This window comes from Candidatus Sarcina troglodytae (assembly GCF_015708635.1).
Classification (GTDB): domain Bacteria; phylum Bacillota; class Clostridia; order Clostridiales; family Clostridiaceae; genus Sarcina; species Sarcina ventriculi.
In genome coordinates this window covers 892081-913967 of the sequence record NZ_CP051754.1, presented here as the reverse complement: position 1 = coordinate 913967, position 21887 = coordinate 892081, and the positions used below count along the sequence as shown (strand labels likewise).

At 26.7% G+C, this 21887-nt stretch carries 24 protein-coding genes and 1 riboswitch; of the genes, 6 read left to right on the top strand and 18 right to left on the bottom strand.

The window, feature by feature from the left end; all coding sequences use genetic code 11:
* Positions 1 to 108 precede the first annotated feature (108 nt).
* Positions 109 to 351: a hypothetical protein gene (locus HH195_RS04015; RefSeq protein WP_055257824.1), complete on the bottom strand. Its 243-nt coding sequence runs from the start codon at positions 349 to 351 to the stop codon at positions 109 to 111.
* Positions 352 to 703: 352 nt separating this feature from the next.
* On the opposite strand from HH195_RS04015, the gene HH195_RS04010 reads away from it, so the two are divergent.
* Entirely contained in the window at positions 704 to 2122 is a 1419-nt protein-coding gene (locus tag HH195_RS04010; protein ID WP_196371669.1) for an alanine/glycine:cation symporter family protein, read from the top strand.
* Between the two features lie 119 nt (positions 2123 to 2241).
* Here the strand turns inward: HH195_RS04010 and HH195_RS04005 are convergent, their stop codons facing one another.
* The 3 genes from HH195_RS04005 to HH195_RS03995 all read right to left on the bottom strand — a co-directional run bounded on the left by HH195_RS04005 (position 2242) and on the right by HH195_RS03995 (position 3780).
* Positions 2242 to 2427, bottom strand: a complete 186-nt coding sequence (locus HH195_RS04005) for a DUF1858 domain-containing protein (protein WP_196371668.1) — start codon at positions 2425 to 2427, stop codon at positions 2242 to 2244.
* Positions 2428 to 2457: 30 nt separating this feature from the next.
* Positions 2458 to 3006: a hemerythrin domain-containing protein gene (locus tag HH195_RS04000; protein WP_196371667.1), complete on the bottom strand. Its 549-nt coding sequence runs from the start codon at positions 3004 to 3006 to the stop codon at positions 2458 to 2460.
* A 231-nt stretch (positions 3007 to 3237) separates the two neighbouring features.
* Positions 3238 to 3780, bottom strand: coding sequence for a nitroreductase family protein (locus HH195_RS03995; RefSeq protein ID WP_196371666.1), 543 nt, complete (start codon positions 3778 to 3780; stop codon positions 3238 to 3240).
* 160 nt (positions 3781 to 3940) lie between these two features.
* Between HH195_RS03995 and HH195_RS03990 the strand changes: the two genes are divergently transcribed.
* Complete coding sequence (locus HH195_RS03990; protein ID WP_196371665.1) at positions 3941 to 4690, top strand: helix-turn-helix domain-containing protein; 750 nt, start codon at positions 3941 to 3943, stop codon at positions 4688 to 4690.
* A gap of 48 nt (positions 4691 to 4738) precedes the next feature.
* Here HH195_RS03990 and HH195_RS03985 read toward each other — a convergent pair whose 3' ends face one another.
* The 7 genes from HH195_RS03985 to HH195_RS03955 all read right to left on the bottom strand — a co-directional run bounded on the left by HH195_RS03985 (position 4739) and on the right by HH195_RS03955 (position 11752).
* A complete protein-coding gene (locus tag HH195_RS03985) occupies positions 4739 to 5161 on the bottom strand; it encodes a hypothetical protein (RefSeq protein ID WP_196371664.1) in 423 nt (140 codons plus the stop codon).
* Positions 5162 to 5201: 40 nt separating this feature from the next.
* A complete protein-coding gene (locus HH195_RS03980) occupies positions 5202 to 6926 on the bottom strand; it encodes a ferredoxin hydrogenase (RefSeq protein ID WP_196371663.1) in 1725 nt (574 codons plus the stop codon).
* Positions 6927 to 6953: 27 nt separating this feature from the next.
* Positions 6954 to 7961 carry a sulfite reductase subunit C gene (asrC, locus tag HH195_RS03975; RefSeq protein WP_196371662.1) on the bottom strand — a complete coding sequence of 336 codons (1008 nt, stop codon included), beginning with the start codon at positions 7959 to 7961 and terminating at the stop codon, positions 6954 to 6956.
* A 21-nt stretch (positions 7962 to 7982) separates the two neighbouring features.
* A complete protein-coding gene (locus HH195_RS03970) occupies positions 7983 to 9011 on the bottom strand; it encodes a 4Fe-4S dicluster domain-containing protein (RefSeq protein ID WP_196371661.1) in 1029 nt (342 codons plus the stop codon).
* Between the two features lie 233 nt (positions 9012 to 9244).
* Positions 9245 to 9685: a hypothetical protein gene (locus HH195_RS03965; RefSeq protein ID WP_196371660.1), complete on the bottom strand. Its 441-nt coding sequence runs from the start codon at positions 9683 to 9685 to the stop codon at positions 9245 to 9247.
* A gap of 64 nt (positions 9686 to 9749) precedes the next feature.
* Positions 9750 to 10529 (bottom strand): serine hydrolase, encoded by a 780-nt coding sequence (locus tag HH195_RS03960; protein ID WP_055257848.1) that lies wholly within the window; start codon positions 10527 to 10529, stop codon positions 9750 to 9752.
* Between the two features lie 122 nt (positions 10530 to 10651).
* Complete coding sequence (locus HH195_RS03955) at positions 10652 to 11752, bottom strand: 6-phosphofructokinase (RefSeq protein WP_371811678.1); 1101 nt, start codon at positions 11750 to 11752, stop codon at positions 10652 to 10654.
* Between the two features lie 354 nt (positions 11753 to 12106).
* Here HH195_RS03955 and HH195_RS03950 point away from each other — a divergent pair, with 354 nt between their 5' ends.
* Both HH195_RS03950 and HH195_RS03945 read left to right on the top strand, forming a co-directional pair.
* The gene (locus HH195_RS03950) at positions 12107 to 13465 is read left to right on the top strand and encodes a Mur ligase family protein (RefSeq protein WP_196371659.1); all 1359 of its coding nucleotides are present in this window, start codon (positions 12107 to 12109) and stop codon (positions 13463 to 13465) included.
* Positions 13466 to 13488: 23 nt separating this feature from the next.
* Positions 13489 to 14220: a type 1 glutamine amidotransferase gene (locus HH195_RS03945; RefSeq protein WP_196371658.1), complete on the top strand. Its 732-nt coding sequence runs from the start codon at positions 13489 to 13491 to the stop codon at positions 14218 to 14220.
* A gap of 51 nt (positions 14221 to 14271) precedes the next feature.
* On the opposite strand, the gene HH195_RS03940 is transcribed toward HH195_RS03945, so the two are convergent.
* A complete protein-coding gene (locus HH195_RS03940; protein ID WP_196371657.1) occupies positions 14272 to 14628 on the bottom strand; it encodes a hypothetical protein in 357 nt (118 codons plus the stop codon).
* Positions 14629 to 14882: 254 nt separating this feature from the next.
* Here HH195_RS03940 and HH195_RS03935 point away from each other — a divergent pair, with 254 nt between their 5' ends.
* Positions 14883 to 15416 carry a dihydrofolate reductase family protein gene (locus HH195_RS03935; protein WP_196371656.1) on the top strand — a complete coding sequence of 178 codons (534 nt, stop codon included), beginning with the start codon at positions 14883 to 14885 and terminating at the stop codon, positions 15414 to 15416.
* Between the two features lie 95 nt (positions 15417 to 15511).
* On the opposite strand, the gene HH195_RS12635 is transcribed toward HH195_RS03935, so the two are convergent.
* Together HH195_RS12635 and HH195_RS03930 are read right to left on the bottom strand one after the other, a co-directional pair.
* The gene (locus HH195_RS12635; protein WP_256437747.1) at positions 15512 to 15637 is read right to left on the bottom strand and encodes a hypothetical protein; all 126 of its coding nucleotides are present in this window, start codon (positions 15635 to 15637) and stop codon (positions 15512 to 15514) included.
* A gap of 250 nt (positions 15638 to 15887) precedes the next feature.
* Entirely contained in the window at positions 15888 to 16577 is a 690-nt protein-coding gene (locus HH195_RS03930) for a DUF975 family protein (protein WP_196371655.1), read from the bottom strand.
* 182 nt (positions 16578 to 16759) lie between these two features.
* Between HH195_RS03930 and HH195_RS03925 the strand changes: the two genes are divergently transcribed.
* Entirely contained in the window at positions 16760 to 17722 is a 963-nt protein-coding gene (locus HH195_RS03925; RefSeq protein ID WP_196371654.1) for a TRM11 family SAM-dependent methyltransferase, read from the top strand.
* Positions 17723 to 17768: 46 nt separating this feature from the next.
* Here the strand turns inward: HH195_RS03925 and HH195_RS03920 are convergent, their stop codons facing one another.
* The 4 genes from HH195_RS03920 to HH195_RS03905 form a co-directional block, all read right to left on the bottom strand.
* Positions 17769 to 18344, bottom strand: a complete 576-nt coding sequence (locus HH195_RS03920; RefSeq protein WP_196371653.1) for a xanthine phosphoribosyltransferase — start codon at positions 18342 to 18344, stop codon at positions 17769 to 17771.
* A 127-nt stretch (positions 18345 to 18471) separates the two neighbouring features.
* A riboswitch (purine riboswitch) is annotated at positions 18472 to 18575 on the bottom strand.
* A gap of 87 nt (positions 18576 to 18662) precedes the next feature.
* Positions 18663 to 19415 carry a potassium channel family protein gene (locus HH195_RS03915; protein WP_196371652.1) on the bottom strand — a complete coding sequence of 251 codons (753 nt, stop codon included), beginning with the start codon at positions 19413 to 19415 and terminating at the stop codon, positions 18663 to 18665.
* Between the two features lie 217 nt (positions 19416 to 19632).
* Positions 19633 to 20631, bottom strand: a complete 999-nt coding sequence (locus tag HH195_RS03910; RefSeq protein WP_196371651.1) for a polysaccharide deacetylase family protein — start codon at positions 20629 to 20631, stop codon at positions 19633 to 19635.
* Positions 20632 to 20861: 230 nt separating this feature from the next.
* Entirely contained in the window at positions 20862 to 21863 is a 1002-nt protein-coding gene (locus HH195_RS03905; RefSeq protein ID WP_055257868.1) for a GGGtGRT protein, read from the bottom strand.
* Between the last annotated feature and the right edge of the window lie 24 nt (positions 21864 to 21887).

Sequence of the window (21887 nt, the reverse complement as noted above, 5' to 3'; positions counted from 1 at the left end):
TTATATAACTTCCTTATCGATCTCTCTGAATCTACTTAAAGGTATGTTTTTATTGGATTCATACTATCATAGTTTTTTTCTTTTGTCAAACAGCTAATATTAATTAATTTAAATATCAACAACTGTAACAACTACATTGTGCAATGCATCTAATTTTTCGTAAAGTTCTTTTATACTTTCTTCTTTATCTGCTTCTAATCTTAATATTATAAGTCCTTTACTCTCATTACCATCATTTTGATGAAGTCCAAGTCTTGTTTCTATTATAGTCCCATAATCAGTTAAAATCTCTTGTACTTTTGGAGCATTCTCCTCTCTTCCTCCAACCTTTATTAACATAATTTTGAACATATAAAAATTCCTCCTTTAAAACTTATGTAAAATAACTATATAAAAATATATAATTATTTTGTTTTATATTTTAACATTTATTATAATTTTTAGCAATCGCTATCATGATTTTGAAAGAAAAATTTCATTTTGCATAATTTTTTTGACTATATTTCATTCATTTTTTATTTTAAAATATTATTGCCTAGTTTAAGATAAATTTAATGTTTTTATTTATATTTTTTTCATATTTTTAACTTTTAATATAATTAAATGAATTTTTAATAATTATTACTTGCATTTTATTGATATTTATAATACAATTAAGTCAGTTATAACTTTAATTTCATTATAAAGGAAGAGAGGGTTTAAAATGGATTTATTGACTAACATAGTTACAAATGTTAACGACTTTATTTGGACATACATTCTAATAGCACTTTTACTTATAGTTGGAATTTATTTTTCTTTTAAAACTAAATTCGTTCAATTTCGGTATATAAAAGAGATGTTTAGACTTTTAGGAGATAATAGCAATAAAAAAGAAGGTAGTATTTCATCCTTCCAAGCTTTTTGTATAAGTACCGCTTCTAGGGTTGGAACAGGTAATATTGCTGGTGTTGCAATAGCTATTGCCCTTGGAGGTCCTGGTGCAGTATTTTGGATGTGGCTTATAGCTTTAATAGGTTCTGCCTCTAGCTTTATAGAAAGTACTTTAGCTCAAATTTATAAAGTAAAAGATAAAGATTCTTTTAGAGGTGGCCCTGCTTACTATATGGAAAAGGGATTAAAAAAGAGGTGGCTTGGCGTAGCCTTTGCTATTCTTATAACAATATGTTTTGGGCTTATATTTAATGCAGTTCAATCAAATACAATATCAGTAGCTTTTAATAATGCTTTTGGCTTTAATAAATTATTCATTGGAATAATTATAGCAATTTTAACATCTTTAATTATATTTGGTGGAGTTAAAAGGATAGCAAAAGTTTCTGAAATTATAGTTCCAATACTTGCAACAGCTTATATATTAGTTGCATTTTGGGTTATACTTACTAATATTTCTCAACTTCCATCTGTCTTTAAACTTATCTTTGAAAATGCTTTTGGATTTAAGCAAGTAACAGCAGGAGGTTTTGGTGCAACTGTTTTATATGGAGTAAAAAGAGGACTATTTTCAAATGAAGCCGGTATGGGTAGTGCTCCAAATGCTGCAGCTACAGCTGATGTCTCTCATCCAGCTAAACAAGGTTTAATACAAACTTTAGGAGTTTTCACAGATACTTTAGTGATTTGTTCCTGTACAGCATTTATAATACTTCTATCTGGTTCTTATGCAAATAGCAATCTAACTGGAATTGAGCTTACACAAAATGCTCTAGCTTCTCACTTAGGTATATTTGGAACTTATTTTATAGCACTTTGCATTCTTTTATTTGCTTTTAGTTCCATAGTAGGTAATTTTTATTATGGACAATCCAATATAGAGTTTATAAAAGATAACAAATCATTTTTAAACATATATAGAATTTTAGTAATTGTAATGATTTTATTCGGTTCTGTTACAAGTGTAGAGATTGTTTGGACTCTTGCAGACATATTTATGGGATTTATGGCAATTTTAAATTTAATAGCTATAACTCTTTTGAGCAAATTTGCTTTTGCAGCTTTAAAAGATTATACCTCACAAAAAAAACAAGGCATAAAAGACCCAATATTTGACCCATCTACTATTCCTGGTTTAGAAGGAGCAGAATGTTGGGAAATAGATACCGATTTTAAAGAAATTGTTTAGAAATAAAAAAACATTGATAATTAAATTATCAATGTTTTTTTATTTCTTCTTAATCTAACAACGTTATCGCTAATGTAATATTTTAAATTTTACAACACTATAAAGTATTAATATTTTGTTTATAAATTATTTAATTTTTCTAATACCTCTTCTACATTTAATCCATGAACACTACATGCTTGTTCTAATGACTCTACTCTTGCTGATGGACATCCTAAACATCCCATACCAAGTCCCATTAAAAAATCTACTGCTTTAGAATTGTTTTCTATAATTTCCCCTATTATCATATCTTTATTTATCATAATTTTTACACTCCTTACTTAAATCCTTTATTATTTATACTTTTTTTCTAACTCTTCTAATAATGATATATATTTTTCTTTTACATCTTTATTTTTTTCTTCAAAGTCTATACATTCTTTATTTATCAAATCTAATACACTCTTGTCTAATTCTCTTTCTGCATATTTATAAACCACATTATTTTCTTTATCTATATGCCTTTCTAAAAGATGTGTATAAGAAATTGCATTTGCTAATACATCTAATTTTGCTTCTTCATCACCATTTTTAACATTCTCTAATGCTTCTTTCAATTGTGTTATATGTAATCTTCCTAAATCATGTTCTACTAACATACCGTTTTGAACAAGCTTCTGTGCAACTGTTCCTAAATGCTCTACCATTTTATTAAAAAGAGTAACTTCTTCTTTTTTATGATGATGCTTATCAGCATATTCAGTTATAAATTTTACTATTTTGTAAAAATCATCATAATTTATTTTTTCACCTTTTAAAACCTCATAGCAACATGCCCTTACAACCTTAAGCATACGTGTAATATTTTTATGTTCATCATTCATTATTTCTATCGCATTCATAGCTTAATATCTCCTTTCGCATTTTTATAAATTTATTATCTATTGCTGTGCAATTAATTTTTACTACTGATTACATATACTATGTTATCTTAATTTTATTTAAAGTTCCGTACCAATTGTTACGAAAATAGAAAAATGTATATTTTATTTGCACATTTATTTGAGCTTTATATTATTAATGTTATTCATTATATAAATATAATGAATAACAAGATTTATTAATTTTAAAATCTAATAACTATTAAATTTTAAAATCTCATTAATGTTTTTTCTTACTTTTTTTCTGTTTTTTTCATTTTGTACATACCCTAAAGAAATTACCAACTTTATTTCTTTACCCTTAGGTATATTTAAAGCTTCCTTTATATGTTTTTCCTTAAACCAACCCATCATACATGTTCCAAGGCCAAGTTCTGTTGCTGCTAGACAAATATGTTCAGAAGCAATACCTATATCAATTGATGTATAATCAACCCCTTTAACAATCCCTCCAATACCTGATGTTAAATTTCTTTTTTCTGCAACAATTGCTATAAACACAGGAGCTGTCAAAGCAAACTTATTTATTCCAATTAATGGATTGTATACACTTTTAGCAATCTTTTCACAGATATCTTTATCATCAACTACAACAAAAGTCCATGGTTGCGAATTACACGCAGATGGTGCAACTCTTGCACATTCTATTATTTTTTTTATATCATCCCTACTTACTGATTTATCTATATAACCTCTATCACTTTGCCTTTTATTAACAAGTTCAAAAAAATTCATGTCTTTTTCCTCTCTAAAAATAATATTTATATATTAATTATATCATTTATTATAAATATTTTAGTTTACTGTTAAAATATCTTTATTTATTATTAATTTTGTGTTTTAATATAATTGATAATAATTATTATTATCAATTATTGATGAAAGGATTTATTTTATGACTAATAATTTTGAAAATATTTTATATAAATCTTTAGATACTTTTTCTTCAATTACTAAAATACCTATAGTAGCTTTAAATTCTAATAAAGAATTCGTTAAATCTATTGGAGTATGCAATGAATTTTTATTATCATGTGAATTTAAAAACTTAACTAAAAACATAAACTCCTTAAAAGGTGATTCTTTAGAATTCTCAACATTACAATTAAATTCTGAGGAAAAGATTGCATTTAAAAGCAAACTGTTAAATAATTCTTTATATTATTTTTTAATAGGTCCATTTAAATATTCTAATTATAGTACAATTGACACTTGTTATAATGATTTAGCTTTTAGAAGTGAACTATCAATTCATTATATTTGCAAAATACTAGATATGATTATTGAAGATAATACTTTGAAAAAGAATCACTGTTTAAGTCTTCCAACTAGACGTGCTATCGAATACATGCATAAATCTTATAAACAAAACATAACTTTAACATCAATTGCAAAGCATCTTGGACTTAACAAGTGTTATTTTTGCAATATATTTAAAAAAGAAACAAATATGACATTTAGTCAATTTTTAAATAATTTAAGAATTGAAAAAAGTAAAGTTTTACTCAAAAATACAGAATTATCTCTTCTTGATATAGCGGTTGAAGTTGGCTTTAATAATCAAAGCTATTTTACCATGGCTTTTAAAAAACTTAATGATGATAAAACACCTTTAGAATACAGAAGAAATCTATATTTAACTTAAAAATAAGACTATATCGTTTATCTTTTAAACTTTATAGTCTTACATCAATTAATTTTTTGCTTTATAATATTCTATTTTCATTCTCCCAAAAATCTGAAATCCAATTATCATACTTATAAGAACAACTATTATATTTTCTCCACTATGTGTTAATAAAGTATATGCCATACTTATTATAACAACTAGTATTAAAACATATAAATATAATAATGCTTCTGATAAAATAGTTGGCTTTAGTTCCATATAATTTTTAGGTATTTGTATATATTCCCCATCCTTACTTGTAATATATTCATTCTTAAAAATTCTAAATCTATTTTTATATACCTTACACTTAACCATCTTTTTCCCTATTTTTCTTCTTTCAAAAGAAACCTTTAAAAATGGGTCTAGCCTAAGTTGAAATGGTCTAACTCTTCCTTTAGCTATAAACTTTTCTTCCCCATTTCTTCTTACAATTATACCATCCAAAATTAAAACCTACTTTCTTAACTAAAATAAAATACGTAATTTAATCATTGTTTTTATATGATACATGGAAAAGTTCATGGGCGATTTCTCCCCCTACCTTCCCTATATAATCTTCATACATTTTTATAAGCGATTTATTCTTATGAGATTTTCTATAAGGGAGAAGATTAGCATCTTGATTATATAACACGGATGCTCTAAGTTTTCTAAAGTTTATTTCATCTCTTATCTTTGAAGATACTTGAGGTTGTCCACCACCATTTACACAACCACCAACACACGCCATAACTTCTATAAAGTGATATTGTTTTGAATTTATAATCCCTTCATTCATAAATTTAAAAAAGTTTGCTGCACCATTTATTACAGCTATATTATATTCTCTTCCTCCAAGTTCTACTGTAGCTTCTTTTATTCCTTCTAAACCTCTAACTTCTTTGTATTCAACATTTTCTAAAGATACACCATCTGCTAAATCTTTAGCAGTCCTTAAAGCAGCTTCCATAACTCCACCTGTAGCTCCAAATATTGTTCCAGCACCAGTATAATCTCCCATGGCCAAATCTACTTCTCCATTACTCAAGTTCTTAAAGTCTATTTGATTTTCTTTTATAAGATTTACAAGTTCTCTAGTTGTTAAAGATGCATCTATATTTTTTTCTTCCCTATTTACCATTTCTGGTCTATCAATTTCATATTTTTTAGCAACGCAAGGCATTATTGACACAGTAAATACATCTTTAGGGCTTATTTTTGATATAAAAGGATAATAAGTCTTAGACGCCGCACCAAACATTTGATTTGGAGATTTAGCAGAAGATATATTATCTAAAAACTCTGGATAATAATTCTCTACAAGCCTTATCCAACCCGGGCAACATGATGTAAACATAGGAAATGGACCATTGTTTTTTATTCTTTCTAATAGTTCTGTTCCCTCTTCCATAATTGTCATATCAGCTCCAAAATTAGTATCAAATATTTTATCAAATCCAAGCATTCTTAAAGCTGTATAAGCCTTTCCTGTAACATCTGTTCCAATTTTTTCACCCAAAAGTTCACCCAATGCTGTTCTAACAGATGGAGCCATAGCAACCAAAACATGTTTGTTCTTATCGTTTAAAGCATCCTTAACTCTTTCTAAATGAGACTTTTCTGACAAAGCATCAACAGGACAAACAGACACGCATTGTCCACACAATATACATCCTGTATCATCAAAACATTTTAATCCTACAGCTCCTACAAATAGTTCTCCGTCTATTTCCCTAAACTTAATAGTTTCTGTTCCAGACATTTTTTTGCATTCTTCTATACATCTACCACACCTTAAGCATTTTGACTTATCATAAATTATAGACTTACTTCTTAAATCTACAGCATTTATAACATTAGTTTTTTTATGCTTTTTAGCACCAACTCTTATTACAAGTTCAAAAAATTCACAGTTTCCAAGTCTTTTACAATGTCCACAATCATAATTATGTTCGTCTAAAAGTTCTGAAACTCTTTGTCTTACTTTTTTTTGAACCCTTTCACTTTTAGTTTTTATAACCATTCCATCCTTAACTTTAGTAGAACAAGCTCTAACTAGTTCACTTTCGCCCTCAACCTCTACTAAACATACTCCACAAACATCACCATGTCCACATTCTTTTAAATAACATAATGTAGCAATATCTATGTTATTTTTTTTCGCAACTTCTAAGATTGTTTTGTTTTCGCTAACATTAATTCTTTTTCCATTTATAATTATCTTTAACATAACACTCCTCCTATTTAGACATTTACTTTATACATGCTTAACATTAATATTGGCTTTATATTCTTGTGGAGCCCAGTTCAATCTTTCTGCAACTTTCGCCTCTTTATTTAAAGGAACATCTTTAAGCATTAATTCTTTAAACATTTTATAACCCGCTCTATCCATCAAATGTCCACCATGAAGGTAAATCGGTGTATCTCCCAACACTTTTCTTGAAAATATTTTCCAATTATTAAACATTGCCAATAAAGCTTCTTCATCTACATATTCTAAAAATATTTTTCCAAGTCTTGGATCTTTTTTACTTGTCCTTCCTCCAATCGAAACTCTATATAAAGGTTTCTTAAATCTTGTAAATGCCCTTGTTGGACATACATCTGTACATGCCCCGCAACCTATACATAAGTCTCTGCTAATTTCAATTCTTCCATTCACTTCTTTTAAAGCACCTGTTGATTGCTTCTCACAAGCTCTAACACACCCACCACAAACAACGCATCTTTCATAATTATATTGTGGAAGAGTAACACCAAATATCCCAAAATCACTTAATGATGCCTTTATACAATCATTTGGACATCCAGTTATATTCACTTTTATATTGTAATCACTTGGATATAATATTTTTTCTATTTTTTTAGCAAGCCCTGCAGTTTTAATATTAGCTTTTACACAACTATCTCCACCCATGCAAGCAGTTATATTTCTTACTCCAATAGCTGGATATCCACCTTTATTCTCCTTAAGTTCTTTTACACCACATTCGCCAAATTCAATTAATTTTATATATTCATCTACTAACTCATTTACCTTATCTATATTTTCATATTTTATCTTAGGCACATTAAGAGTTTGCCTAGGTCCTATATGTAATTCTCCATCCCCATATTTTTCAGCTATTTCTTTAACTATGTCTACACATTTAGTAGATATAACAGCACCTGGTGCTCTTAACTGAAGCATAAATTCTCCAGGTATCTTTGATTGACGATAACAATTAGAGCGTAATTCATCTACATTTATATCTTTATTCATTTCATTCACCTCTTATCTCTTTTACTTTAATCCCTCTTCTACATATATTTTATCTAACTCTTGACTAAATCTATTTACAGTTGTTGAAAAACTTATAAGCCTTGGACAATTATCCGTGCAACGCCCACACCCAACACATATTTGTTCATTAGAAGTTTTTAATTTTGGCATATAAAATTTATCAAAAACTCTCTGACTTATCCTCTTTGGAACTATATCAGAAATTTTTTTCCCATCTTTAAAAGATGCAGATTTAACAAGCTGACATCCACTCCATATCCTTCTAATTTCAGTTACACCTGTATTTTCATTTTTAATTTCATTAGTTGTTAAACAAGTACATGTTGGACAACTCATATTACAACTTCCACAACCTATACAACGCTTTTTATATTCATCCCATAAGCTTAATGATTTCGCTTTCAATAAAGTTTCTCTATCCCATTCTTTTATATCTGGAATATTTACATTTGTTTCATTTTCCTTTACAAAATTCATATCAAATTTATATTTTGGGATATCATCATCAAAATACTTATTAAAATCATCATCCTTATTTTTTATTAAAATTCCATCATCTAAAAATCTTATTCCTAAAGAATAATCTTCTGTCTGATTTGTTCCCATAGTTACACAAAAACATGTGTCAAAAGATTTTGAACATTCCATAACCATAAATTTTATATTTTCACGTCTTGCCCTATAATACTCATCATTCAAAAATTTATTATCTATTCTCTTTAATGCATGAATATCACATGAACGAAGAACTATTAATCTTTTTTTACTATCATTGTTAATTTTCATAGACTGTCCATTATATTTAACTTCAGTTATATGATTTATAGGTAACAATACCTCTTTTACTGAATAATGAGATTTCCTTTCAAATTCAATTTCCTCAAAAGAACTTACTTCCCCATATCTTATACTATCTAAATCACTATATCTTCCCTCACCTTTAAAAACTTTTGGCGCGAGAATCAAATAATCTTTTTTAAGTTTAAAAAAAAGCTCATCTGATTGAATTTTAGACAATTTATAATCCATAATATACCTCCTAATTCCACATATTAAATTTAACATTTATTGCACAAATTAATATTATTTTAATACTCATTTTTTTCCTTTGCAATATTAGGGAAAAATATATGAATTATTTTCCTTAAAATATTTTTAAAACAAGAAATAAAAAAACCATATATAACTCATTTAACATCATATATGGTATAAAACATAGTTTTCACTAATCTAAGCAAGTTTTATTTTTAACAAATACATTTCTATTTAAAATTTACGCCCGAAATCTTTCCATCAGTATTTAAAGATAACATTATTTTAACATTACTCTTGTTAGTAAAATCCGAATTAAATAATAATACTTCATAATCACCAGACCTTATTGCCTTTTCATAAGTTGCCGATTTAAATTCTCCAAAATTATCTTTACAACCTTCAACAATATTTTTAAATGTATTATTTAAATTCATTTCATTAGTTGTTAAAGTACTATATGCCTCTTCATTATTATTATTAACAGACGTCATAAATTCATTTAAAATAGTACTATCTGTATCTATTTGCTCCTTACATAGGGTTAAAGCACTTATTTTGCTTTCTTCATATCTCACATAAAAATATCCAAATCCCATAACAATACAAATAACAACTATAATACTAATGATTATTTTTGTTCTTTTTTTTAATTTTCCTTTGTATTTCATCTCATTTTCTCCTTTTAGTTAGCTTCCAAAATGATTTTAACATGTTTTTATCATATTATCTAATTCAACTCCACTTATTCATTATATTATCCCAAATCATTTTTCCTGTTTTAGCTAATGTTATAGTTCCGTAAACCGAATTAGGAATATCAGATGACATTACTGTAAATGTAAAATCCCCTTTATTTGTGTGTATTAAAGCAGTATCATTTTCTACACCTTTTTTATCCCCAGTTTTACTAGATATTTCATACTTATAATCATCTGTAATATATAAAGCTAATTTATTTTTTATTTGCTGCCTTGCTAGAATATCTATTAACATTTGAGAGTTATTTTCATTTAAATAAGTTTTATTATATAAGTTTTTCCACAATATACATAAATCTTTTGCAGACGTATAATTCTCTATACCCGAAATGTAATTTCTTTCATCTGCAGTTTTTCTATTTAATTTAGTATTAATCATTCCTAATTCCTTTATAGTTTCATTTATCTTGTCCATAGACACCATATCAATTATCTTATTTGCAGCTGTATTATCACTTTGAATTAGCATAGCCACCAAAAGTTCAAAAACTGTATACTCTTTTTCGCCAAATTCATGTATAATTCCAGTTCCATAAACTTTATCACTACTATTTACCCTTATTTTTTGTAAATAATCTATATTTCCCTCTTCTTCACATTTCATAAGAGCTACTGCTATTGGTAATTTCATACATCCAGCCGAAATTAATTTAACGTTTTCATTATATCCATAAGAATAACCACTATATAAATCCTCAAAGAAAAATCCATACTTTCCTGTCCTAGATTTTAAATATTTTTCTACTTCTTTCACAAACATTCACCAACCTTTTTCTTTTTATATTCTAACATTAATCAGTATATTTCTTATTTTTATAAAGGGTCTGTATCGTTAAATACAAAACCCCTAACATTTTTCAACAAAATCATACTTTTTTAATCACCTAGACATATTCCAATGTTTTTTGCAACTTCCACCAATTCACCACTTGGATTTACACCTTTAATTTTTCCTATAACATTCTCAAGGCTTTCATAAGATATTTCATTTCCTTTTAAGCAAACCATATTACCATATAAATTTTTTTCTATAAGTTCGACTGCCTTACTTCCATACCTTGCAGAAAGAATCCTATCATAAGTAGATGTAATTCCCCCTCGTTGTACATGTCCTAAAACAGTACTTCTAATCTCATGATTTTTTATAAGCTTTTCTAAATCTTCTGCTAATTTATTTCCAATTCCACCAAGTCTTATAGGGTCTGGGCTATCTGGTACTATCTTTGATATAACAACTTCTCCATCTTTAGGTTTTGCTCCCTCTGCTACTACTATTATAGTAAATGGCTTACCCCTTTCATCTCTTTCTCTAATTTTATTAACAATTTTATTTATATCATATGAAATTTCTGGGATTAATATAACATCCGCTGAACCTGCAATTCCTGCTTCTAACGCAATCCACCCAGAATTCCTTCCCATTACCTCTAAAATCATAACTCTATGATGAGATTCTGCAGTTGTGTGAAGTCTATCTAAAGCTTCTGTAGCAATAGATACAGCACTATTAAAGCCAAAGGTTATATCTGTTGCAAAAAGATCATTATCTATTGTTTTTGGAACACCTACAACATTTATTCCTTTTCTAGCAAAATCTCTAGCTGATGTTAGTGTTCCATCTCCTCCTATTATAACTAAAGCATCAACACCTTCTTTTTTTAAATTAGCTATTGCGATATCAGAAACATCTTTTCTTATTATTTCTCCATTTTCTTCTATAAGATAATCAAACAAATTATCTTTGTTAGAGCTATAAAGAATAGTCCCACCCTTATGTTGTATTCCTGATACTGATTCTAAAGTTAAATCGACAAAATCATTTTTATAAAGACCTCTATATCCAAATTTATATCCTATAACTTTATAATTATATTTTAAAATAGCTGTTTTAGTTACTGCATTTATAACTGCATTTAATCCTGAGCAATCTCCACCACCTGTTAATAACGCTATTTTTTTAACTTTATTTGTCAACATAACTCCTCCTTATTTTAGTTAGAATTAATTTTATGCTTTCTAAAAATACATATAGTATTTCAAATTTATTCATGTCATTATATTTATTAGAATAACTCCACCTTTATCTTTTAAAATAAAAATTTATTTCTATATTAAAAGTATTATGTTCTTTTAAACTTAATTATTACAAATAAATATTTATAAAATTTAACATTTATAATAGCTTATTAACAATTCTATAGCATTTGATTTTACTTACTTTCTATGCTATACTTTTGCTGTGCTATAATGGTTATTTAAGGATTAATTTTCCCCACATAATGGCATGATAAAAATAAGGAATATATTGTTAATGATATAGATAATAAGGTGGTGTTTAAAATATATATAAAATCATTTCTTAGCATTATTTCTTCTAAAATAACCAAATATTTATCTAAAAATCTTTTAAAAGGCGGAACAAATTTTCCAGGTAAGGTTGCATTAAAATTTGACAAAAATATATTAAAAATAGTAGCAAATAATTATAAAGTCATTTTAATAACAGGAACTAATGGAAAAACTACTACAACGTCAATGGTATATAATGTATTAAAAGAAAATGGATTTGACGTTATTACAAATGCAACAGGAGCTAATATGTTACCTGGTATAGTTAGTACATTTGTTGAAAATTACAGCTTTTTTAATAAAAAAGAAAGATATGCTGTAATTGAAGTTGATGAAGCTAATGTCAAATTTATCACAAAGCATATAACACCTGAGAGCATAACTATAACTAATTTATTTAGAGACCAACTAGATAGATATGGTGAAGTTTATACAACTTTAAATAAAATTTTAGAGGGAGTTGTTAATGTTCCAACTACCAAACTTATATTAAACGGAGATGAATCGCTTCTTGGACGTTTAGATATAAAAAATCCAGCAATTTACTATGGTTTCAATGTTAGCCCAAACAAGAGTACAACTGTTGACATGAATTCAGATGCTAAGTTTTGTAAAATATGTAAACATCCTTACTCATATAATTTTATAACTTATAATCATTTAGGTGATTTTTATTGTCCTAATTGCGGCTTTAAAAGAGAAAAGTTAACCTATTCTATGGATGAAATAATAGATCTTAATGCTAATGGTTCTAAAGTTAAGTTTAACGATAGTATATTTTCTATAACTCAACCTGGAATATATAACATATATAATGCTCTTTGCGCTTATTCTATTGCAAAAGAGTTAAATATTAAAGATGAAGTCATTGAAGCATCATTCTTAACTCAAACATCTAGTTTTGGTAGACAAGAAACTATAAATATAAATGGAAAAGACGTAAAAATAATTCTTGTTAAAAATCCAGCTGGATATAATCAAGCTTTAGATACTCTTATTTTAAATAAAAATGAAAGCTTCTCTGCTGCATTTTTACTAAACGACAATTATGCTGATGGAAAAGATGTTTCTTGGATATGGGATGTAGACTTTGAAAAGTTACATAACCTTAACATACGAGAAGTATTTATATCAGGTATGAGAGCTTACGATATGGCAGTTAGACTAAAGGTTTGTGGACTTAATCCGTCTACATTTATAGTAAATGATACATTTGAAGAACTAACAAATTCTATAGAAAATGCCAAAGAAAATAAAATTTATGTTCTTGCTACTTATACAGCCATGATTAATTTTAGAAAATATCTTAATACAAAAGGTTATATAAAGAAACTTTGGTAATTAAGTTTTAAAGGAGAATTGATATGGAACTTAACATATGTCATCTTTACCCAGATTTATTGAATGTATATGGTGATATGGGTAATATTTTAGTGCTAAAACATAGAGCTGAACTTCGTGGAATAAAGGTTAATATAATAAACGTTTCATTAAAAGATCCATTTATTCCAAACGAGTATGATATTGTATTTTTTGGTGGCGGCCAAGATTATGAACAAGAAATAGTTTCTGATGATTTAATAGCTAATAAACAAGAATCATTAAAAGAATATGTTGAAAATAACGGAGTTTTATTAGCTATTTGTGGTGGTTATCAATTGCTTGGAAAATATTATACAACATCTTCTGGTGAAAAATTACCAGGCTTAAATATTCTAGACATATATACTGAAGCTGGTGATACTAGATTTATAGGAAATACTGTAATATTTAACGAAAAGTTTAATGAAACTTATGTAGGCTTTGAAAATCATTCTGGTAGAACACATATAGGAAATTTAACTCCTCTTGGAAAGTGTGTTCATGGATATGGAAATAATGGTCAATCAGGTTATGAAGGATGTGTTTATAAAAATACTTTTTGCACATACTTCCATGGTTCTCTACTTTCAAAAAATCCAGAACTTGCAGATAGACTTTTAAAATTAGCTTTAGACAAAAAATATTCTGAGGAAATAGCTTTAACATCTTTAGATGACTCTTTTGAACTTAAAGCTAAAGAAATTATGATAAATAGATTGAATAATAAACAATAATCTTTTAATTAAAGTTACATTAAATTTATGATTTTATGTAACTTTTTTCATTTAAAAATATCTCCTCTTTCGTCTCTTTTTATTTATTCTTTTTCTATTACTATTTTTAAAAAACATTATAATACAATAGATAAATGTTATTATAACAAAAATCCCAATCGCCATGAAAACTGCTTTAATATTTTCTATAAGCATGCTATAATTAATCCCTTCTCTTTCCATAGAACTTTTTAAATATTCAACTAATTTTAAACTTCCCCAAACTCCACTTATTATTATAATTCCAGTTATAGATGCCATAATTCCTACTTTAAATTCTTTAAAAACACATATTACACCTATTATCACTAAAGTTATTACTATATATATATATTTTAGATTTATTAAATCAAATACCTCTAACATCACTAAATTTTATCTTCCTAAATTAAATAATTTATATAATTAAATATTACTTAATATTTACCTTTATTATAACTAAGAAAATATCAAACATATAATAATATGTATGTTTTTATTAATAAAATATATGCATTATAATTTTATAAAGATATTTTTACTATTTTATGTTAGAATAATATAAGATTTACATAACTTATTTAGAAAGGATGGTGCAGTGGTTTCTTATCATGATTTTTCATGATTTCTATGCCACAAATTGAATGAATAGAAAAGTAATTTTATACATAACAGCTAGTTTAGATGGTTACATAGCAAGGAAAGATGGTTCTATAGACTGGTTATCTGGCGATGGAAGTGACCCCAATATTGACAATGGATATTCTGCATTTTGCAAAACTGTAGATACAATAGTTATGGGGAGCAAAACTTATGAACAAATAATCCATGAACTTAGCCCTAATATGTGGATTTACGATGGAATGCAATGTTTTGTTGCAACTACAAGAAACCTTGATGAAGATTCTAATGTAAAATTTGTTAAAGGTGATTTATGTGCGTTAGTTTCTACATTAAAACAACAAAAAGGAAAAAATATCTGGATTATTGGTGGTGCTGAAATTATTGAAGAACTCTTAAAAGAAAATTTAATAGATGAATATATAATATCAGTAATACCAACAATTCTTGGTGATGGTATTCCATTATTTAAAACAGGAGTACCCGAAACTAAACTAAAACTTAAAAATCTTAGACCTTTAGATGGTGTTGTTGAACTAACATATACAAAACGATAATTTTATTAGGTATAATATAATTTTATTATATTAACCATTATAAGTTAAGATGCTTATTATATAGTATATTAATAATTACGTGGTGATATTATGATTTATATATTTATTTGTAATTTAATATTATCTTTTGCTTTTTTATACCTATCATATGAAATTACATCAAGTAATAAATCAAATTCACTTAAATATGATAAAGTATCTAATAAACATTCTTTAAGCATTTCATTTCTTTTAATAGGACTTGTAATGTTTATTTTAAGTATTATTTTTTTAAATTCTAATAATCTTTTGTTACTTTGTACAGGAAATATAATATTACTTTTTTCTTTAATTTTTTTAACTATTAAATATAAGTAATTTAGTCAACTAAAATATTTGTATAAATTTTAAAATTTATGATTTAAAGAATTTATATATATAAAAAGACTTATATTATTAAAAATAATATAAGTCTTTTTAGTTTATAATTAATTATTTAAGTTCTTTTATTTTTTCTTCTACAAAACTAATATAAGTTAATTCCATATATGGCATTGTCCAAAGATATCCTATTCCACAAGTTATTATTGATAAAATATTCCAGCCTATAAAACTTAATATAATATATAATATTTCTCCTGAATTTCTCCATCCTATTTTCACAGATGTTTTAATAAGTTGTACAAACGTATATTCTGGATTTAATACCACAACATATGTCAATGGGAAAAATAATATCTCCATTGCTACTAATACTAAAACTAACGCTATTAAAATTACTGATGTTAATATAACAACGGTCTTTGATGTAAACAATGATACTAATATAAGACTAGATGCTGAAGTTACTATTATTATTGCTATTATTCCTAAGATAATAGTAATAAGTAAATATTTCAAAAATGGTTTTAACCCTACAAAACATTCAGAAAATTTAACATTAGTTTTTGTATTTTTTATTTTTTTACAATAATTAACAAAGCATAAAACAAGATAAATAGAAGCTATTGATAATACAAAAGTTATTATTCCGCTAGCTACTGGTGATTCAATTAAAGCTATAGATAAAATATATGCTACTATTTGTATTAACCCTAAAAATAAAAATGTTGCAACTGTAGCATTCCCCCATCTTTTGCTAAGTAATGATTTTGATTGTTTTTTTAATTCTGCACTTGTCATGAGAATATCTCCTATATATATTATATACATAGGTATTATATTCATTATTATTTAAATTTGTTAAATATATTATATTTTTATGTTTTTAATATCTACCCGTTAATAAAACAAAGTGGCTTAACAAACATCTTTAAAATTTATGCTATAATATTATATATTTTACGTATTTTAAGGAGACACTGATGAATAAAAATTTAAAAAATATTGATTTCACTGATTATTTTTATATTGTTAATTACAATAAAAATGAAAAAGACCTTTGTGTAATGGAAATAAACTCTTTATTATCTCAAATATTATTAGATGAAAATAAATATATCTTTTCAGATAAATACATAAACCCGTCAAGAAGTCCATTTATAAAACATTGCATATCTATAATATATAAAGAAAAATCTCTTAACACTATTATAGAAAAAATCAAATCTGCTAATCTATCCTTTGATGATTTTAAAGTTTGCTATATAAAATCAGAAGATTTAGATGTTTCCTATAATGAACGTTTAAAAAGCGTACATGATATTGGTTTTGTAATTACTGGTTTTCCAAACATACACAACCCTAAAATAACTTTAGGAATATCAAAAGTTCATGACACTTGGATATTTGGAATATACGAGAAAAACAATTATTTATGGCACAACCATGATAAAAAACCAAATTCTTACTCAAATGCTCTTAACCTAAAAACCTCTCGTGCTTTAGTTAATATTGCAATGAAAAATGATTTTGATTTAAACCTAGTAGATCCCTGCTGTGGAGTTGGAACAGTAGTTATAGAAGCACTTGATTTAGGATTTAATGTTAAAGGATTTGAACTTAGCAAACCCATTGCAAAAAATGCTAGAGATAATATAGAATTCTTTGGATATAAAAGAGATATAATTAGGAACTTTAACATGCATGATATAAAAGAAACATTTGACGTTTGCATCTTAGATATTCCATATGGATTGTTCTCACCTATAACAAGAGAAGAACAAATAAATATTATAAAAACAGCTAGAAGAATAACTACTAAAAGATTAGTGATAATAACTTTTGAAAATATGGATACAATTATTGAAAATGTTGGATTTAAAATAATTGATAAATGCTCAGTTTCTAAAAATAATTTTAAAAGATATATAAGCATATGTATATAATTTAAGAAAGCTAGATTAAAAAATTTAAAATCTAGCTTTTCTTAAATTATTCTTCTACAAATTCTATTATCCCTTCCCCAAGCTTGGATATCCTAGCTAAAGAATATATGTTGTATCCCTTATCTTCTAATATTTTTCTTCCAGGTTGAAATGATTTTTCTATTACAATTCCAATGCCTAAAACATTTGCTCCTGCTTGTTCTATTACAGATATAGCACCAAGTGCTGCCTCCCCATAAGCTAAAAAGTCATCTATTATAAGAACTTTATCATCTTTACATATATATTTTTTTGATAAAGTTAATTCGTAATCTAAATTTTTAGTAAAAGAATGAACTGTTTCTTGGTATACCTCTCCACTTAATATCTTTGATTTTTGCTTTTTTAAAATTACCATAGGTGTATTCATCTGTATTGCTGTCATTACAGCTGGAGCAATTCCAGAGCTTTCAATTGTAACCACTTTTGTTATACCACAATTTCCAAAACAATCTTTAAAAGCTTTTCCCATTTCATACATAAGCTTTGGATCTACTTGATGATTTAGAAAAGAGTCTACCTTTAATACATTTTGATTTAATGCAATTCCCTCTTGTAAAATACGCCTCTTTAATAAATTCATAATTATGTCCCCTTCTTTCTTCATTTTAGAATTTTTTTCTAAACTAAAATCAAATTTAATACAATATGCGTTGATATTTAACCTAAAAAAGCATCCCAAAAAATTTGAGATGCTAATACATTTACTATAATTATATTACGCAATTCTTGTAGTCTGCATATTTAAGGTTAGCAGGTAGAAACTTTCGAACCATATTATCGATTATATACGAATTTTTGCATTATATTAATATTATATCATGCGTATGTATTTTTTCAACACCTTAAAACAATCAATAAAACAAAACCATCAATATTAAACTTCATATCGATGGTTTTACTATTCTTCATTATCTTTAAGAACTTTTAATACATTAAACATATCTTTTAATTCTTCCTTTGTTATAGAATCAAAATCATCTAATCTAATTTTAATGTTATCAATAATATCATTTTTATATGTATTTTTTTGCTTTTTACTATTTGTTAGAAAAAAAGTTGCTATTGTTGCTGTTAATAATCCTACAAAACCAATCCCTACTATCATTAAAAAAATAGCTATTATTCTACCTCCTAAAGTTTTAGGAATTACATCTCCATACCCAACCGTTGTGGCAGTTACAAAACTCCACCATAATGCATTGCTAAAACTAATATCTTCCATTAACGATATACCTATAGAGCCTAAAATAATTATAATAGCTACAAAATAAACTCCATATGCAAAATTATTTGTTCTTAAAAATTCTCTAGTTCTATACTGAAATTTACTAATTAAAACTAACATTCTAGTTCCTTTAAAAATATTTATTATTCTCGTAAATTTGACTAATCTCGCTATCCTTAGCGTCTTAAACAGAGAATTAAGTGGAATTATTGATAACAAATCAATAATATTATTTTTTATAAACTTTATCTTATCTTTGCTTATCAATAATCTTATAAAATAGTCTATACAAAATATAATCCATATTACTGTATCTATTATTTCAAATATTCTTAATATTTTATCTGGTATTGATATTAACATTCCACTTATAATTAAAACAACAACTATTATAGCTAAAGTCCCCATAAACATGTCATATTTCATTCGTAACTTTTTTATATTATCTAAAATTTTCTATCTCTCCTAACCTTTACTTTTTTATTTATTATACCCCCTTTGAAATATATTATTATATGCTAAAATTTCTATAAATTAAATATAGATTTTACTAATGAAAATATAAAGGACAAGATATTTATATCTTGTCCTTTATATTTTCAATCAAATAAAATTTAATTTTATTTACATTTCTAAAATTTTATTAATTTAAAGTTCCTTGCCCTTGGTTTGAACCTGTTGTAGTTGTATATGATAAATTATCAAATGAACTAGTAGGAGCATTTTCAATAACCATAAATTTATATCCTGCATCTTTAAGATCCTTTATAAGAGAAGGAAGAGCTTCAACTGTATCTTTTTTAGTTGAAGAATCATGCATTATTATTACTGGTTGATTCATGTTCTTTATATGATCCATAACATTATCTACTAAAGCTTGAGTTGACATTTGTCCACTAGTTGTAGCATCTCCTGTTTCAGCATCCCAATCTATAGATGTTATATGTTCCTCATCAAGAGCCTTATTAAGTGCAGTTAAGTTAGGATCTTTATAATAACTTCTAGACATATAACCACCTGGAAGCCTTAAAACTCTTGCATCAAAATTTGCACCTAAAACACTTTGTAAAACCTTATTAGTTTCATTTATTTCATTCATTGTATTAGAAACACTTAAAACATTATGCGGATATAATATTTTATAATCATGAGTATAAGAATGATTTGCTATAGCATTTCCTTGATAAAGTTCATCCTTAACTACTTGTTGCATTTGAGGATTATTAGCTATTTGATTTCCTATAAGGAAAAATGTAGCATGTACATCATTTTCTTTTAATATTTTTAATATTTCTTCTGAATTTTTACTTGGGCCATCATCAAAAGTTAAAAATACTTCTTTTGTTTTAAGATTTGAATGACCTGCCAATATTTCTGCAACTTCATTTGCAGGAACTGCATAACTTTTAGCAGATTCTATTATATTATCTCCTGGAACTATTTGATTTCCATTAGTAGTAGTGCTTGTACTATTTGTGTTTGTCGTACTACTTGAGCTTGTTGTGTTACTGCTAACATTTTTTGATAAATTTTTTGATGAATGTGCAAAACTATAAATTAAAGATGCTATTATAATAATTATTATTATTAAAATTATTCCAAAAAACAATCTACGCATCATAAATTTTTTCTTTCCATCCATTTTTATCCCTCCTAATTATGTAAAATAATAAAGCCATTAAAATTATATTATATACAATTGAATACATCTACATAATATATTAATTTTAATATTTATTTAACATTTTATTAACATAAAGTTAATATTTAAAATTGCTTATTTTTTGTATTTAATATAAAAAAGACTATATACACAGTGTATATAGTCTTTACAAAAACATATTTTTAAATTTCTATGTTTTTCAATAATTATTATTTATTAGAAGCTTCTTCAACAGCAACAGCAACAGCAACAGTAGCTCCTACCATTGGGTTGTTACCCATTCCAATAAGACCCATCATTTCAACGTGAGCTGGAACTGATGATGAACCTGCGAATTGTGCATCTGAGTGCATTCTTCCCATAGTATCTGTCATACCATAAGAAGCTGGACCTGCAGCCATGTTATCTGGGTGAAGAGTTCTTCCTGTACCACCACCTGATGCAACTGAGAAGTATTTCTTACCTTGTTCAACACATTCTTTTTTGTATGTTCCAGCAACTGGATGTTGGAATCTAGTTGGGTTAGTTGAGTTACCAGTAATTGATACGTCAACTCCTTCATGATGCATTATAGCAACACCTTCTCTAACGTCATCAGCACCATAGCATTTAACCTTAGCTCTTGGTCCGTTTGAGTATGGAGTTTCTTTAACTATTTTAAGTTCTCCAGTGTAGTAATCAAATTTAGTTTGAACATAAGTGAATCCGTTAATTCTTGAGATTATAAATGCAGCATCTTTTCCAAGACCGTTTAATATAACTCTTAATGGTTCTTTTCTTACTTTGTTAGCAGCTTCAGCTATTTTGATAGCTCCTTCAGCAGCAGCGAAAGATTCGTGTCCTGCTAAGAATGCGAAACATTTAGTTTCTTCTCTTAAAAGCATAGCTCCAAGATTTCCGTGTCCTAAACCAACTTTTCTATCATCTGCAACTGATCCTGGAATACAGAAAGCTTGTAATCCTTCTCCGATTGCTTCAGCAGCATCAGCAGCCTTTTTGCAACCTTTCTTTATTGCTATAGCAGCACCTAAAGTGTAAGCCCATCCAGCGTTTTCAAATGCTATTGGTTGAGTTTCCTTAACTATTTTGTAAGGATCTATTCCTATAGATGCACAAACTTCTTTAGCATCTTCTATTTTTTCCATTCCGTATTTATTTAATACTGGAGTGATTTGGTCAATTCTTCTTTCATAACTTTCAAATAATGCCATAATAAAATTTCCTCCTTTACAAAC

Bases quoted from the DNA above. Each gene is read 5' to 3' on its own strand.
- HH195_RS04015 (WP_055257824.1), bottom strand. From the start codon at position 351: ATGTTCAAAATTATGTTAATAAAGGTTGGAGGAAGAGAGGAGAATGCT.
- HH195_RS04010 (WP_196371669.1), top strand. From the start codon at position 704: ATGGATTTATTGACTAACATAGTTACAAATGTTAACGACTTTATTTGG.
- HH195_RS04005 (WP_196371668.1), bottom strand. From the start codon at position 2,427: ATGATAAATAAAGATATGATAATAGGGGAAATTATAGAAAACAATTCT.
- HH195_RS04000 (WP_196371667.1), bottom strand. From the start codon at position 3,006: ATGAATGCGATAGAAATAATGAATGATGAACATAAAAATATTACACGT.
- HH195_RS03995 (WP_196371666.1), bottom strand. From the start codon at position 3,780: ATGAATTTTTTTGAACTTGTTAATAAAAGGCAAAGTGATAGAGGTTAT.
- HH195_RS03990 (WP_196371665.1), top strand. From the start codon at position 3,941: ATGACTAATAATTTTGAAAATATTTTATATAAATCTTTAGATACTTTT.
- HH195_RS03980 (WP_196371663.1), bottom strand. From the start codon at position 6,926: ATGTTAAAGATAATTATAAATGGAAAAAGAATTAATGTTAGCGAAAAC.
- asrC (WP_196371662.1), bottom strand. From the start codon at position 7,961: ATGAATAAAGATATAAATGTAGATGAATTACGCTCTAATTGTTATCGT.
- HH195_RS03970 (WP_196371661.1), bottom strand. From the start codon at position 9,011: ATGGATTATAAATTGTCTAAAATTCAATCAGATGAGCTTTTTTTTAAA.
- HH195_RS03965 (WP_196371660.1), bottom strand. From the start codon at position 9,685: ATGAAATACAAAGGAAAATTAAAAAAAAGAACAAAAATAATCATTAGT.
- HH195_RS03955 (WP_371811678.1), bottom strand. From the start codon at position 11,752: ATGTTGACAAATAAAGTTAAAAAAATAGCGTTATTAACAGGTGGTGGA.
- HH195_RS03945 (WP_196371658.1), top strand. From the start codon at position 13,489: ATGGAACTTAACATATGTCATCTTTACCCAGATTTATTGAATGTATAT.
- HH195_RS03935 (WP_196371656.1), top strand. From the start codon at position 14,883: ATGAATAGAAAAGTAATTTTATACATAACAGCTAGTTTAGATGGTTAC.
- HH195_RS12635 (WP_256437747.1), bottom strand. From the start codon at position 15,637: ATGCTTAAAGAATGTTTATTAGATACTTTATCATATTTAAGTGAATTT.
- HH195_RS03930 (WP_196371655.1), bottom strand. From the start codon at position 16,577: ATGACAAGTGCAGAATTAAAAAAACAATCAAAATCATTACTTAGCAAA.
- HH195_RS03925 (WP_196371654.1), top strand. From the start codon at position 16,760: ATGAATAAAAATTTAAAAAATATTGATTTCACTGATTATTTTTATATT.
- HH195_RS03920 (WP_196371653.1), bottom strand. From the start codon at position 18,344: ATGAATTTATTAAAGAGGCGTATTTTACAAGAGGGAATTGCATTAAAT.
- HH195_RS03915 (WP_196371652.1), bottom strand. From the start codon at position 19,415: ATGAAATATGACATGTTTATGGGGACTTTAGCTATAATAGTTGTTGTT.
- HH195_RS03910 (WP_196371651.1), bottom strand. From the start codon at position 20,631: ATGGATGGAAAGAAAAAATTTATGATGCGTAGATTGTTTTTTGGAATA.
- HH195_RS03905 (WP_055257868.1), bottom strand. From the start codon at position 21,863: ATGGCATTATTTGAAAGTTATGAAAGAAGAATTGACCAAATCACTCCA.